Annotated in this window: 9 protein-coding genes; 5 read left to right on the forward strand and 4 right to left on the reverse strand. The window is 37.5% G+C overall.

All coding sequences use genetic code 11. The features are described 5' to 3' along the window. Window positions 1-3 precede the first annotated feature (3 nt). The 5 genes from ABD745_RS13630 (at window position 4) to ABD745_RS13650 (ending at window position 8,939) form a co-directional block, all read left to right on the forward strand. A complete protein-coding gene (locus ABD745_RS13630; protein WP_344830817.1) occupies window positions 4-2,295 on the forward strand; it encodes a glycoside hydrolase family 3 protein in 2,292 nt (763 codons plus the stop codon). Window positions 2,296-2,733: 438 nt separating this feature from the next. Further along, entirely contained in the window at window positions 2,734-3,612 is an 879-nt protein-coding gene (locus tag ABD745_RS13635) for an alpha/beta hydrolase (RefSeq protein ID WP_344830820.1), read from the forward strand. A gap of 193 nt (window positions 3,613-3,805) precedes the next feature. Beyond that, window positions 3,806-4,834 carry a nucleoside hydrolase gene (locus ABD745_RS13640; protein ID WP_344830823.1) on the forward strand — a complete coding sequence of 343 codons (1,029 nt, stop codon included), beginning with the start codon at window positions 3,806-3,808 and terminating at the stop codon, window positions 4,832-4,834. 13 nt (window positions 4,835-4,847) lie between these two features. Continuing rightward, entirely contained in the window at window positions 4,848-7,307 is a 2,460-nt protein-coding gene (locus ABD745_RS13645; protein WP_344830828.1) for a glycoside hydrolase family 3 C-terminal domain-containing protein, read from the forward strand. A gap of 213 nt (window positions 7,308-7,520) precedes the next feature. Beyond that, window positions 7,521-8,939, forward strand: a complete 1,419-nt coding sequence (locus tag ABD745_RS13650) for a sugar MFS transporter (protein WP_344830833.1) — start codon at window positions 7,521-7,523, stop codon at window positions 8,937-8,939. 252 nt (window positions 8,940-9,191) lie between these two features. Here ABD745_RS13650 and ABD745_RS13655 read toward each other — a convergent pair whose 3' ends face one another. From ABD745_RS13655 to ABD745_RS13670, 4 genes are all read right to left on the reverse strand, one after another. Next, window positions 9,192-9,980: an SDR family oxidoreductase gene (locus tag ABD745_RS13655; protein ID WP_344830836.1), complete on the reverse strand. Its 789-nt coding sequence runs from the start codon at window positions 9,978-9,980 to the stop codon at window positions 9,192-9,194. A gap of 61 nt (window positions 9,981-10,041) precedes the next feature. Next, the gene (locus ABD745_RS13660; protein WP_344830840.1) at window positions 10,042-10,872 is read right to left on the reverse strand and encodes an alpha/beta fold hydrolase; all 831 of its coding nucleotides are present in this window, start codon (window positions 10,870-10,872) and stop codon (window positions 10,042-10,044) included. A 183-nt stretch (window positions 10,873-11,055) separates the two neighbouring features. Next, the gene (locus tag ABD745_RS13665; RefSeq protein WP_344830844.1) at window positions 11,056-11,871 is read right to left on the reverse strand and encodes a helix-turn-helix domain-containing protein; all 816 of its coding nucleotides are present in this window, start codon (window positions 11,869-11,871) and stop codon (window positions 11,056-11,058) included. A gap of 60 nt (window positions 11,872-11,931) precedes the next feature. Continuing rightward, window positions 11,932-13,347: an aldehyde dehydrogenase family protein gene (locus ABD745_RS13670; RefSeq protein ID WP_344830851.1), complete on the reverse strand. Its 1,416-nt coding sequence runs from the start codon at window positions 13,345-13,347 to the stop codon at window positions 11,932-11,934. Window positions 13,348-13,542 lie beyond the last annotated feature (195 nt).

Raw genomic sequence — 13,542 nt, forward strand, 5'->3', positions numbered from 1 at the left:
ACAATGAAAAGAACAGTTTTAAATATTGCAGCCTTATTTTTAGGAATAACAGCATTTTCGCAAAACATTCAGATTGTAACCAATTCCAAAGGTCCGGTTTTAGGGTATTCTGCAGATTCAGGCGTGAAAATTCTGACAGTTGGCGGAAATAAATTTAAAGATTTAAACAAAAACGGAAAGCTTGACAAGTACGAAGACTGGAGACTTCCGGTTGACGAAAGAGCAAAAGATTTAGCTTCAAAAATGTCCGTTGAGCAGATTGCAGGATTAATGTTGTACAGTGGTCACCAATCGGTTCCGGCTCCTGCAGACGGTTTCAGAGCAGGAAAATACAACGGAATGTTTTACAAAGAAAGCGGTGCAAAAGCTTTTGATTTAACAGACCAGCAAAAGAAATTCCTGAAAGAAGACAATCTTCGTCACGTTTTGGTAACGACAGTAGAATCTCCGGAAATTGCTGCAAAATGGAGCAATAATATTCAGGCTTATATCGAAGGTTTAGGATTAGGAATTCCTGCCAACAACAGTACAGACCCGAGACATTCTGCAACCGTAACGGCAGAATTTAATGAAGGAGCAGGCGGACAAATCTCTCTTTGGCCGGACGGTTTGGCAATGGGTGCAACTTTCGACCCTGAATTGGTGAAGAAATTCGGAAATATCGCCGCTCAGGAATACAGAGCATTAGGAATTTCAACCGCTTTATCTCCACAAATCGATTTAGGAACAGAACCTCGCTGGTATAGAATCGCTTACGTTTTCAGTGAAAGCCCGGAACTGACGGCAGATATGGCGAGAGGTTACATCGACGGTTTCCAGACAACCATCGGAAGTAAAAACGGTTGGGGAAACAAAAGTGTAAATGCAATGGTGAAACACTGGCCGGGAGGCGGACCTGAGGAAGGTGGTCGTGACGGTCACTGGGCAATGGGAAAATTTGCGGTTTATCCGGGAAATAATTTTCAGAACCACGTAAAACCTTTTACGGAAGGTGCTTTCAAATTAAATGGCGGAACCAAAGAAGCTTCTGCGGTAATGCCTTATTATACGATTAGTTTTAATCAAGATACAAAAAACGGAGAAAACGTTGGAAACGGTTACAGTAAATACTTAATCACCGATTTACTCCGTGGAAAATACAAATACGACGGCGTAGTCTGCACCGATTGGTTAATCACCGCAGACGAACCAAAATCTCCGGGAGGATTTGCCGGAAAACCTTGGGGCGCAGAGAAATTATCCATCGCGGAACGTCATTACAAAGTGTTGGAAGCCGGCGTTGACCAGTTCGGAGGAAACAACGATAAAGCTCCTGTTTTGGAAGCCTATCAAATGGGCGTGAAAGAACACGGCGAAAAAGCGTATCGTGCAAAATTTGAGCAGTCGGCTGTTCGTTTATTGAGAAATTTCTTCAGAACCGGATTGTTTGAAAACCCTTACGTTAACGTTGAAGAAACCAAGAAAATCGTTGGTAATCCTGAATTTATGAAAGCGGGTTACGAAGCTCAGGTAAAATCTATCGTGATGTTGAAAAACAAAGCCAATATTCTTCCGATTAAAGAAAGAAAAACGGTTTACATTCCGAAAAGATATTCTCCTGCAACCTTCAACTGGTGGGGAGTTTACACCGGACCATCTTTGGAATATCCTGTCGATATCGAAAAAGTGAAGAAACATTTTAACGTCACAGACGACCCTGCAAAAGCTGATTTCGCTTTGATTTTTGTGAAAAGTCCGCACAGTGAAGAAGGTGGTTACAGCGACATCGACGCGAAAGAAGGTGGAAACGGTTATGTCCCGATTTCTCTTCAGTATCAGACGTACACGGCAACCGAAGCTCGTGAAAAAAGTATTGCAGCGGGAGACCCAGTTGTTGCACCAAATGTACACGACAGAACGTTCAAAAACAAAACTTCCACAGCGACCAATTTCACAGATTTATTGGCCATAGAAAATGCTTACAAAGCAATGAATGGAAAACCAGTTATCGTTTCTATCACAGCTTCCAAGCCGATGATTTTTAATGAATTTGAAATACACACCGATGCAATTCTGATGAATTTCAATGTATCCAATCAGGCAGTTGTGGATATTGTGACCGGAAAATACGAACCTTCTGGATTGCTTCCACTTCAGATGCCTGCGAATATGGCGACGGTTGAAAAGCAGAAAGAAGACGTTCCTTATGATATGGAAACACACAAAGATTCCGAAGGTCACAACTACGATTTCGGATATGGAATGAACTGGTCTGGTGTGATTAAAGACGTCAGAACTCAAAAATATCATAAGTAATAGTTCATCAAAAAATTAGTTAATTGATGTCTTGAGACCGGGCATTAGGTTCGGTCTCATTTCTTTCAAATATTTGTTGGGGCAGCTATTTCCGCCTGTAGTTTATCCTGAGCGGAGTCGAAGGGTTCCCGCTTTTTTGTCATTGCGAAGAAACTGAATCAATAAGTTGAACTTTTCAGCAATCGCAATCACAAAAAGAGCTCCACTCAAGTCGGGCTGCGTGAGATTCGATGTTAAAGTCAACAGCATTTTTGTCATTCCGTAGGAATCTCAACAATGATATTTGAAATACTGAGCTTAGATTCCTACGGAATGACAAACAGACTGTTATCTAATTGTTTGTCTTTGCTAAGTAGAACGCCTTTGCGAACTTAAAAACAGTTTAATAATCAAAAAAAACTTAGCGCTCTTTGCGTTAAAATTTAAAATCAATTCAAAATGAAAAAATTAATCATAGCAAGTTTATTTCTTGCAGGATTAACGAGCATCAACGCTCAAAAATCAATTCCATTATACAAAGGAAAAGCGCCGGGAACAGAAAACTGGACACAAAAAGAAGCGCAGCAATTTAATGAATTGTTCAAAACAGAAGTTGTTTTCAATGTCTCACAACCATCAATGTTAGTTTTTGAAGCTGATAAAGCAAAAGCCAACGGAACAGTTATCGTTGTCGCTCCGGGTGGTGGCTTTCAAAGTTTATCCATCAACAGAGAAGGAATTGATGTTGCCAAAAAACTAGCAGAAAACGGAATCACGGCAATCGTTTTAAAATACCGATTACTGGAAACAAAATCAAACGATCCTGCAAAAGAAATGATGGAAGGCATCAAAGACCGAAAAGCATTCGAGGCAAAAACAGCTCCAATCAAAGTAATGGCTGGAAACGACATCAAAACGGCCATTTCCTACATCAGAACCCACGCAAAAGAATTAAATATCAATCCTGAAAAATTGGGTGTTATCGGTTTTTCAGCGGGCGCAAGTGTGATTTTGGAAAGCCTTCTTCACAGCAAAGATGCTTCAACGTTACCCAACTTCGCAGCTTCGATTTACGGCGGGCCAAGTCAGGAGATTTTAGATACTCAGATTCCTTCAACGACTTTACCATTGTTCATTTGTGCTGCAAGTGATGATCAATTAAAACTGGCTCCAAAATCAGTTTTATTATATAACAAATGGATGGAAGCAGGACAGCCAACCGAACTTCACATCTACGAAAAAGGTGGTCACGGTTTCGGAATGGGGAAACAGAATCTTCCTGTTGATAAATGGTCGGATGTGTATTTGGATTGGCTGAAATTCCACAAATTTTTATAAACCTTAAAATTTAACCACAAAAGTCACAAAAGATTAAAGTTAAAAATAATGCTTTTTAAAGTTCACAAAAATGAAAATCTAAGATTTTCGACTGATGTGTTCTTTTGTTTTCAAAGTTTTTAAACTTAAATATGATGTGAATAATGTGTCAAAAAACTTTTGTGCCTTTTGTGGTTAATTCAAGACCAAAACAATGAAATCAATTTTTAATATAGTTTCTTTTTTTGCGGCAATGGCTGTGTCCGCACAGTCTTCTGCCGTGATTTCGGAAATGGATAAATACGTAAAACCCCGCTATCGCGTTATCGTCGATAACGATTTTGGTGGCGACCCAGACGGATTGTTTCAACTCGTTCATCAGATTCTTTCGCCTTCCGCAGAAATCAAAGGAATTATCGGTTCACATCTGAAACCAGGCGACCCGTTTGACAAATCAAATATTACTGCAGAAAATGCTGTAAAAAGAGTCAACGAAACGTTGGAAGTAATGAATTTGAAAAACAAATTTTCAGTTTTCCAGGGTTCAAATGACCAATTGATAGATTTGAAAACTCCTAATGTTTCCGAAGGTGCGAAAGCCATCGTTGCAGAAGCAATGAAAGCGGATGAAAAAAATCCTTTGTTCGTGGTTTGTGGCGCAGGTTTAACGGAAGTTGCAAGTGCCTATTTAATGGAACCAAAAATCGCAGACAAAATTATTGTCGTTTGGATTGGCGGTCCGGAATATCCCGATTTGGCAACGCCTCCTCCAGGTTACACGCCTTTAGAATACAATCTTGGAATCGACATCAAAGCAGCACAGGTTGTTTTCAATGAATCCAACTTAAATATCTGGCAAATTCCAAGAAACGCTTACCGACAGACTTTGATGTCTTATGCCGAACTCGTAACCAAAGTAAAACCTGAAGGAAAAACCGGAGCTTATCTCACTAAAAAGATTGAAGACCTGATGGAAATGGTTCAGAAATTCAATCTGAAAATCGGCGAAACCTACATTATGGGTGACAGTCCTTTAGTTTTGCTGACAGCTTTACAGTCTTCATTTGAAGCAGACCCATCTTCGAGTTCTTACGTCATCAAAAATGCACCGAAAATCAATGATAATGGACTTTACGAATACAATTCGAAAGGAAGGAACATTAGAGTCTATACGCAGCTCGACACTCGATTGATGTTCGAAGATTTCTATTCAAAATTAAAATTATTCAATAACAAAAAGTAAAAAATATAGAATTATGAAAAAGAATATATCAACGCTGATAGGACTTTCTCAGAAAGCAAAATATTCAGGATTATTCCTGGCTTTATTGGCTGCATCGCCGTTTGCGAATGCTCAGACTAAAAATGCAACAGTAACGGTTGACGGAAAAACGTTTAAAGATTCCAACAAAAACGGAAAATTAGATGTTTGGGAAGACACACGTCTTTCGGTGAACAAAAGAATCGATGCCATCATCAAGCAAATGACTAACGAAGAAAAAGTAAATCTTCTGATTGGAACCGGAATGCCCGGTATTGAAGTGCTGACAGGTCCTGTCGGAGATTCAAAACAAGGTTTGGTTCCAGGAGCTGCCGGTGGAACGGATTCTTTCGACCGTTTCGGGATTCCTGCAACGATTGTTGCGGATGGACCTGCAGGTTTGAGAATTCAGCCGACAAGAGATAATGATTCAAAAACATATTATGCAACGGCTTTTCCTGTTGGGACAGCTTTGGCTTCAACCTGGAATAAAACATTGTTGGAGCAGGTTGGAAAAGCAATGGGAAATGAAGTGAAAGAATACGGTGTTGACGTACTTTTAGCGCCGGCTCTGAACATCCAGAGAAATCCATTGAACGGAAGAAACTTCGAATATTATTCTGAAGACCCATTAATTTCAGGGAAAACTGCGGCAGCCATCGTTAATGGAATCCAGTCTCAAGGTGTGGGAACTTCCATCAAACATTTCGCTGCGAATAACGAAGAAACCAACCGTTTAACCATCAATGCTCACGTTTCTGAAAGAGCGATGAGAGAATTATATCTGAGAAATTTTGAAATTACCGTTAAAGAATCTCAGCCCTGGACAGTAATGTCGTCTTACAACAAAGTGAATGGCGTTTATACTTCAGATTCAAAAGATCTGTTAACTCAGATTTTGAGAAATGAATGGGGTTTCAAAGGAATTGTAATGACCGACTGGTTTGGAGGTTTTCCGGGATTTGAATCGATTAGAAGCGGTGGAATTTCTGACGTTGTAAAACAGATGAATGCAGGAAACGACTTGTTGATGCCCGGAATTCCTGCTCAGAAAAAAGTCTTGCTGGAAGCTTTAAACTCAGGGAAATTATCTCCGGAAGTTGCGAATCTGAATGTAAAAAGAATCTTGGAATATGTTTTCAAAACACCGACTTTCGCACAGTACAAATACAGTGACAAGCCAAATCTAGCTGAACACGCAGAAGTGACGAGAAATGCTGCAACAGAAGGAATGGTCTTGCTTAAAAATGAAAAAAATGCTTTGCCTTTTGCCAACAAACAGAAAGAAGTTTCTTTATTCGGAGTGACATCTTACGCTTGGATTACAGGCGGAACAGGAAGTGGAAGCGTGAACAACAAACACACGGTTTCTTTATTGGAAGGTTTAAATGCAGCTGGCTACAAATTAGACAAAGAACTGGTTGATTTATATAAACCTCACGCTGAAAAAGAAGTTGCAGCCGAAAAAGAAAGAAGAAAAGCAAGAGGAATTTTAGCATTGCCAGAAAGACTTCCTGAAATGAAAATGGATGATACATTCATCGCTAAAAAAGCAGAAACTTCAGAAATTGCTTTCGTGACTTTAGGAAGAAATTCCGGGGAAGGTGGAGACAGAGTTGTGGATAATGATTTCAATCTGGCAACAGAAGAAATCGAAATGCTGGATAAAATCTGTAAAGCTTTCCACTCAAAAGGGAAAAAAGTGGTTGTAATCCTGAATATCGGAGGTGTAATTGAAACGGCTTCCTGGAAAGATAAAGTGGATGCCATTTTATTAGCTTGGCAACCTGGTCAGGAAGGCGGACATTCTGTTGCAGATGTAATCTCAGGAAAAGTAAATCCTTCAGGAAAACTAACGATGACTTTCCCTGTGAATTATACAGACCACGCTTCTGCAAGGAATTTCCCTGGAATTCCTGCGGATAATCCGAAAGATGTGACGTATCAGGAAGGTGTGTATGTTGGATACCGTTATTTCAATACATTTAATGTAAAACCTTCTTACGAATTCGGTTATGGTAAGTCTTATACAGATTTCGCTTATTCGAATATTAAAACCAATTCTAAGACTTTTAATAACAAATTAGAAGTTACAGTTGATGTAAAAAATACCGGAAAAGTTGCCGGAAAAGAAATTGTAGAATTATACCTTTCTGCTCCGAATCAATCTATTGACAAACCAAAATCTGAGTTGAAAGCGTACGCAAAAACCAAAGATTTGAAACCGGGAGAATCTCAAACGATTACTTTGACTCTTAATCCGAAAGATTTGGCTTCATTTGAAACCGCAAAATCGGCTTGGATTGCAGAAGCCGGAAATTATAAAATTTCTGTTGGAGCATCTTCTTTAGACATCAAACAAACGGCAGAATTCTCAGTTCCAAAAGAATTGGTGGTTGAAAAAGTTCAGCATATACTTCCCGCAGATCAAAAGTTTGAGGATTTGAAACCGTAAGATGAAACACCTCGACGGGCTCAGTGTGACATCTCTAATACTAAATGTTTTTTTAGAAATGTCACATTGAGGCTATCGAATCATTTTAAATGAGTTAAAAACTTATGTATTTAAATAATAAATAATATGATAAGTAATGATAAATTTAATATCTCAATTTGAGTTTTTATCAGGAAAACAGACTATCTTTAGGCACTTTTTAAATGAATGATTATGACGAATGAAGTACAATCGAAGAGGAATTACACAGTTCCGTTGATTACCATTACACTTTTATTTTTTATGTGGGGATTCATCACTTGTATGAATGATATCCTTATTCCTTATCTCAAACAGCTATTCAGCCTGACATTTTTTCAGTCGATGTTGGTGCAGTTCTGTTTCTTTGGAGCTTATTTCATAGGTTCTTTAATTTACTTTTTAATTTCTACAACCAATGGAGACCCGATCGATAAAGTGGGCTACAAAAAAGGAATCCTTTTCGGAATTTTCCTTGCTGCATTAGGTTGCGTCTTATTTTACCCTGCGGCTTCGATGTCATCGTATCCTTTATTTTTAGGGGCTTTGTTCATTTTGGGTCTTGGATTTACAGTTCTTCAGATCACAGCCAATGCTTACGTTTCGTTATTGGGTCCGGAAGATTCTGCATCCAGCCGACTGAATATGACACAGGCTTTCAACGCATTCGGGACAACGATTGCGCCGGTTTTGGGCGGACATTTGATTTTCGAATTGTTTTCTGCGCCGGATGGTTCTTTTTCTGCGGCAGCTACTAAAATTCCTTACTTAATCTTTGCCGGAATCTTATTATTGGTTGCATTATTAATTTCAAGAGTGAAGCTTCCTGATTTTCAGGTAAAAGGGGAAGAAATCGTAAAAGGTTTCGGAGCGTTGCAACACAATCATCTGAAATTCGGAGTTTTGGCGATGTTCTGTTATGTAGGTGGAGAAGTGGCAGTAGGAAGCTTTATCATCAGCTTTTTGGAGCAGCCACAAGTAATGAATCTTTCTGAAGTAGTAAGCAAAAACTATCTTTCTCTGTATTGGGGAGGTGCGATGATCGGACGTTTCCTTGGAGCTATTTCATTGAACCATTCAATTAGTCAAGGAAAAAAAGCTTTATATATGTTGGGAGCAGCAACTGCTGTTTTTCTTGTGATTTTCAGTATTGTTGATTTGACTTTTGCACAGATCAGTTTCTTTTTAGTATTTATTGCTCTGAATTTCATTGCATTTTTTATCGGAAAATCTGCTCCGGCAAGAACGTTATCCATCTTTGCAGGAATCAATGTTTTGTTACTGATTTCAGCAATGTTGAATCACGGTGAAATTGCGATGTACAGCATTTTAGGAATCGGAATTTTTAATTCTATCATGTTCTCTAATATTTACACATTGGCGATTTCAGGGTTAGGAAAATATACAAGTCAGGGTTCATCATTGGTGGTGATGGCGATTTTAGGAGGTGCAATTATTCCTATTTTTCAGGGATATTTGGCAGATCAATTCGGTGTTCAGCATTCCTTTGTGATTCCTGTGTTTTGCTATCTTGTGATTTTGATTTTTGGTGCGTATTGTACTAAATATCTTGGTCATGTGAAACAAGGTGAAGGAGCGAAATCGGGACATTAAAATTTGATTTTAAAATATAAAAACCTGCTTTTGGGCGGGTTTTTTGTTTTTATATTAAAAAAATATCTCTTGATTCATAGTCTTGTATGCTCTTACTAAAATTCAAAATAAAAACTTCCAGATGCTCAGAAAATCTTTTAGAATCTGATTTATGAAAATTCCACTATCAAACCAACACAAAAGATCTTAGATATTAGTTTAAAGAACTGTTAATATATAAAAAGGCGGTTAAAAAATTTTAACCGCTTTTCTTTAATATGTATTATTCAAACCGCCATCTAAAGGAATGCTTGTTCCTGTAATGTAAGAAGCGTATCCGGATGCCAGAAAAGAAACAAGATGGCCGTATTCTTCAGGTTTTCCAAGCCTTTTCATTGGGATTTTGTCTTCCCTGCCCTTTTTAATTTCTTCCTCTGATCTGTTGCTTTGCTGAGCTTCGTGACTGATAAGATTTTTAATTCTTTCGGTATCAAAATATCCCGTGAGAATATTATTGATCGTGACATTATGTTTTGCAACTTCAATGGAAAGCGTTTTCGACCAGGCAATTACCGCCGAACGAATAGAATTTGAAAGTGCAAGATTAGCGATCGGCTCTTTCACAGACAATGACGAAACATTGATGATACGTCCATTATTTTGTCTGATCATATAAGGTAAAGCCAAAGATGTCGTTTCGCAAACCGTTTTGAAAAGAAGGTCAAAAGCTTTCTGATAATCATCAATACCTTTGTCCAAAGCCATTCCCGGATCAGGACCGTTTGTATTGTTGACAAGAATATCTATATTATTATCTTTAAAATATTCAGTTATAATTTTTTTATAGTTTTCAAAATCTGAAAAATCAGCAACGAGATATTGATGTTTCTGGTCTCCATGCAAAACAGGCAGAGAGGCTATAAAATTTTTCAGTTTTTCTTCATTCCGAGCCATTATTGTGACATTTGCTCCGCATTTTGCCAATTCTGTGGCTATTCCCGCTCCTATTCCCTGCGTTGCAGCTCCTACCAAAGCATTTTTTGAATTAAGTTGAATATTCATGAATTTTATTTTTAATGATCAAAAATTCTTAATAATAAATTTAGATAATACATTTTAAGATTTACCCTAAGAAAACATTAATATAACGTGCCGTTAATTCAGGATGTTCATGTTGAGGCCCATGTCCGGTATCATTTAATATAATATGCTGCATTGTGGGTGCATTTCTCAATAGCGGAAACCAGTTTTCTGTAGCAAAACTAATATCATGATCCCCGGAAATAACCAAAACGGGAGACTTTAAAGTCTTGTAACCTTCACGAAAATTAAGCTTATCTTTTCTCATCGTTCCCGATCCTGCAATATATCTTTGAAAAATTTCAGGTGTAGAAGGAATAAGATCACTATTAAGCCTCTGCCCTATTCTGTCGTGGGAATCTTTCGCTTTTTGCCTGCTTCTTTCTGATGAAGGTTCGAAAAACAGATAATATTCATCCTCCAAATCATTCACAGGTTTCAGAGCATGTTCAAAAAATACGGGTTCTATGGGGATTTCATTTTCTCCCGGAGGATTCGTTCCTATTAAAATTGTTTTCAAAACACGATCCTGATTTTGGAAAGTTACCGCCTGAGCAACCAATCCGCCGTAAGACCATCCCAATACATTGAATCTTTCTATTCCCAGATAATCTGCAAGCTGGGGAACTACTTTTGCAACATCCAGAATATCCAAAGGCAACTCTCCTTCCGAACTTCCTATTCCCGGATAATCAAAAAGTATGACCATATGCTTATCTGAAAGAAAATCTAAAAATAAAGGATCCCAGGTATCCATAATTCCTCTGAATCTATTGACAAAGAATAAGGGCGCTCCGTCTCCGAATTTTCGATAGGCAATTTTGTTGTTGTTGATTTCTGCAAATTGAGTTTCTGCGGTTAGTGCTGTATCCATTGTTTTTTGAGTTTTGAGATTAGTTTTTTGAGTTATTTAAAATGATCTGAGACATTAGTTTCCTAAAAACTTATACTTAATTATAAAGTTAGAAATTTTTAATTTCAAATCCCTTAAAACAATAAAAATTCTAATTCAAACTGCTTCTTGTTAAAGAAGTTATTAAGTCAGAAATTCGTTAATTTATTCCACTTTTTCATCTTTTTTAATTCTTGTCGGACTGTAACCAAACTGCTTTTTAAAAGTGTATGAAAAATGAGAAAGATCTTCAAAGCCAAGATCAATATAGACATCTGAAGCCGATTTTTCTGTTTCTTTGATAAGAAAATGAGCTTCATTCAGGCGTTTTTGCAAAATCCATTTGTGTGGTGAAGTATGAAAAACCTTCTCAAAATCCCGCTTAAATGTAGCAAGACTTCTTCCTGTAAGATATGCAAAGCGGTTTAAATTAACATTATACCGATAATTTTGATTCATAAAAGCTTCAAGATCAATTTTATGAGGTTCGGAAAAGTCGAAAAGAATATTTTTTAATTCAGGGTGAGTCTGTAATAAAATCAATAGAAGCTCTTTTATTTTTAAATCGATAAGCGGTTTATTATTCAGATGACTGCTCTCGATAATAGTCTGTAAAGAAGTAATATAGTTTTGAAGCAAAACATTCATTTCTACAGGAACAAGAGGCTTTACAGCTACAAAATGATCTGCAGAAAGGTCATATTCTTTAGCAAAATTAAGTAAGTTTTCTTCACTTAGATAAATATTCATGCTTTCAAAAACTCCATTTTCGGGAGGTAATTTTACAAATTTTACAAGTTGATTTTTTCTGATTAAATTAAAATCTCCCGGTTCTGCCTTATATTCTTCTTTGCCGTCTTCCAAAACAAAACTTCCTGACAGCTGATACGAAAGTGTATGCAGTGGAACAAAGTTCTCCCCTTTTCTGCTTAGCTCATGATAGCAGGAATAGACGATATCTGATTTTTCTGTTGTACTCATAGCGATGGAAAATAGAAAGCGCTATCTGCTGCGACAGCGCTTTATCAAATTTACAAATTATTATTTCAGAACTGCTTTCGGTTCAAGATAAGCCTGTAATCCGTAAGCACCATATTCTCTTCCAATACCGGATTGCTTAAATCCTCCAAACGGCGCCATCGGATCATGACTGAATCCGTTGATACAAATTCTTCCTGCATCAATCTGTGATGCTACTCGAAGTGCATGATCATAATCTGCCGAACTAACGTAACCTGCCAAACCATATGGAGTATCATTCGCTATTTCAATCGCTTCCTCTTCTGTTTTGTAAGGAATAATGGATAATACAGGACCGAAAATCTCTTCCTGAGCGATGCGCATATCATTTCTGACGTTGGTAAAAATGGTAGCTTTTACAAAATTTCCGGCTTCAAGACCTTCGGGTTTTCCTTCTCCTCCTGCCAATAAAACTGCACCCTCTTCCAGCCCTAATTTTATATAGTTCTGAACTCTCTCAAACTGCTTCACACTTACCATCGGACCTACATTTGTATCTTCATTTTCCGGTAATCCGACCACCATTTTTTCTGCAACTGATTTTGCAATTGCATTCACTTCTTGTAATTTATCTTCAGGAACTAAAAGTCTTGTTGGCGCAATGCAGGCTTGTCCGCTATTCATATAAGCTCCGTAAACAGCTGTTGGTATCGCTTTTTGTAAATCTGCATCGTCTAAAATAATATTCGGAGACTTTCCACCCAACTCCAGTGTTACACGTTTCATCGTATCGGCAGCGTTTTTAGCAATTAATTTACCTACGGCTGTAGAACCTGTAAAAGAAATTTTGGAAACGTCGGGATTATTGGTTAATTCTGTCCCTACAACATTTCCTAAACCTGTTACAAAATTGATCACTCCATTCGGCAGACCTGCATCATGAAAAGCTTCCATCAGAACCTGTGTTTGCAAACTGCTCATTTCGCTGGGTTTGATCACTACTGTACATCCTGCAGCAACAGCAGCAGCAACTTTACTGCAGATTGAACTGTTGCTTGCATTCCATGGAGTAATAATTCCTACAACTCCCACAGGTTGTAATTTTACGATGGAAGAATTAATATTTTTTTCAAATTCAAAATACCGAAGCACCTCTATCATACTATCGAACCAGCTTCCTGTATGTTTATTACTTAATGTTACAAATTGATGAGTTCCTCCATATTCTTCAATCATTATATCGGTAAGATCCTGTTCTCTTTTCAATACTGCATTTTTTAGCTGTTCCAGATATTGGATACGTTCTGAAGCGGTAGTTTTAGAAAATGTTTTGAAAGCTTTTTTTGCTGCTGCGATTGCTTTTTGGGTATCGATTTCATCGGCAAGAGTCACTTCTCCAATCTTTATATTGTTGGCTGGATTAACCAAATTAAAAGTTTCTGTTCCGTTTGGCATTACAAATTCGCCGTTAATGTAAATTCTATTTACTTTTTTCATTTCTTTAATTTTAATAGAACAAAGGTAGCTTCAGTAGAAATAATTGACTTTGTAAAAAAGCTCAATGTTGCTTTGCAGAAAAGCTCAGTTATGTAAGAATTAAAAAAAATATAAACTAAAAATATTGTTTAGTCTTATTATGTTTCGCATGGATGATATTGATAATAACAATTACTTCATAAATCACTTTTTATA

Origin of the sequence: Chryseobacterium ginsenosidimutans (assembly GCF_039536845.1) — a bacterium.
GTDB lineage: Bacteria > Bacteroidota > Bacteroidia > Flavobacteriales > Weeksellaceae > Chryseobacterium > Chryseobacterium ginsenosidimutans_B.

Coding starts and splice junctions, on each gene's coding strand:
- ABD745_RS13630 (WP_344830817.1), top strand. CDS start 4: ATGAAAAGAACAGTTTTAAATATTGCAGCCTTATTTTTAGGAATAACA.
- ABD745_RS13635 (WP_344830820.1), top strand. CDS start 2,734: ATGAAAAAATTAATCATAGCAAGTTTATTTCTTGCAGGATTAACGAGC.
- ABD745_RS13640 (WP_344830823.1), top strand. CDS start 3,806: ATGAAATCAATTTTTAATATAGTTTCTTTTTTTGCGGCAATGGCTGTG.
- ABD745_RS13645 (WP_344830828.1), top strand. CDS start 4,848: ATGAAAAAGAATATATCAACGCTGATAGGACTTTCTCAGAAAGCAAAA.
- ABD745_RS13650 (WP_344830833.1), top strand. CDS start 7,521: ATGACGAATGAAGTACAATCGAAGAGGAATTACACAGTTCCGTTGATT.
- ABD745_RS13655 (WP_344830836.1), bottom strand. CDS start 9,980: ATGAATATTCAACTTAATTCAAAAAATGCTTTGGTAGGAGCTGCAACG.
- ABD745_RS13660 (WP_344830840.1), bottom strand. CDS start 10,872: ATGGATACAGCACTAACCGCAGAAACTCAATTTGCAGAAATCAACAAC.
- ABD745_RS13665 (WP_344830844.1), bottom strand. CDS start 11,871: ATGAGTACAACAGAAAAATCAGATATCGTCTATTCCTGCTATCATGAG.
- ABD745_RS13670 (WP_344830851.1), bottom strand. CDS start 13,347: ATGAAAAAAGTAAATAGAATTTACATTAACGGCGAATTTGTAATGCCA.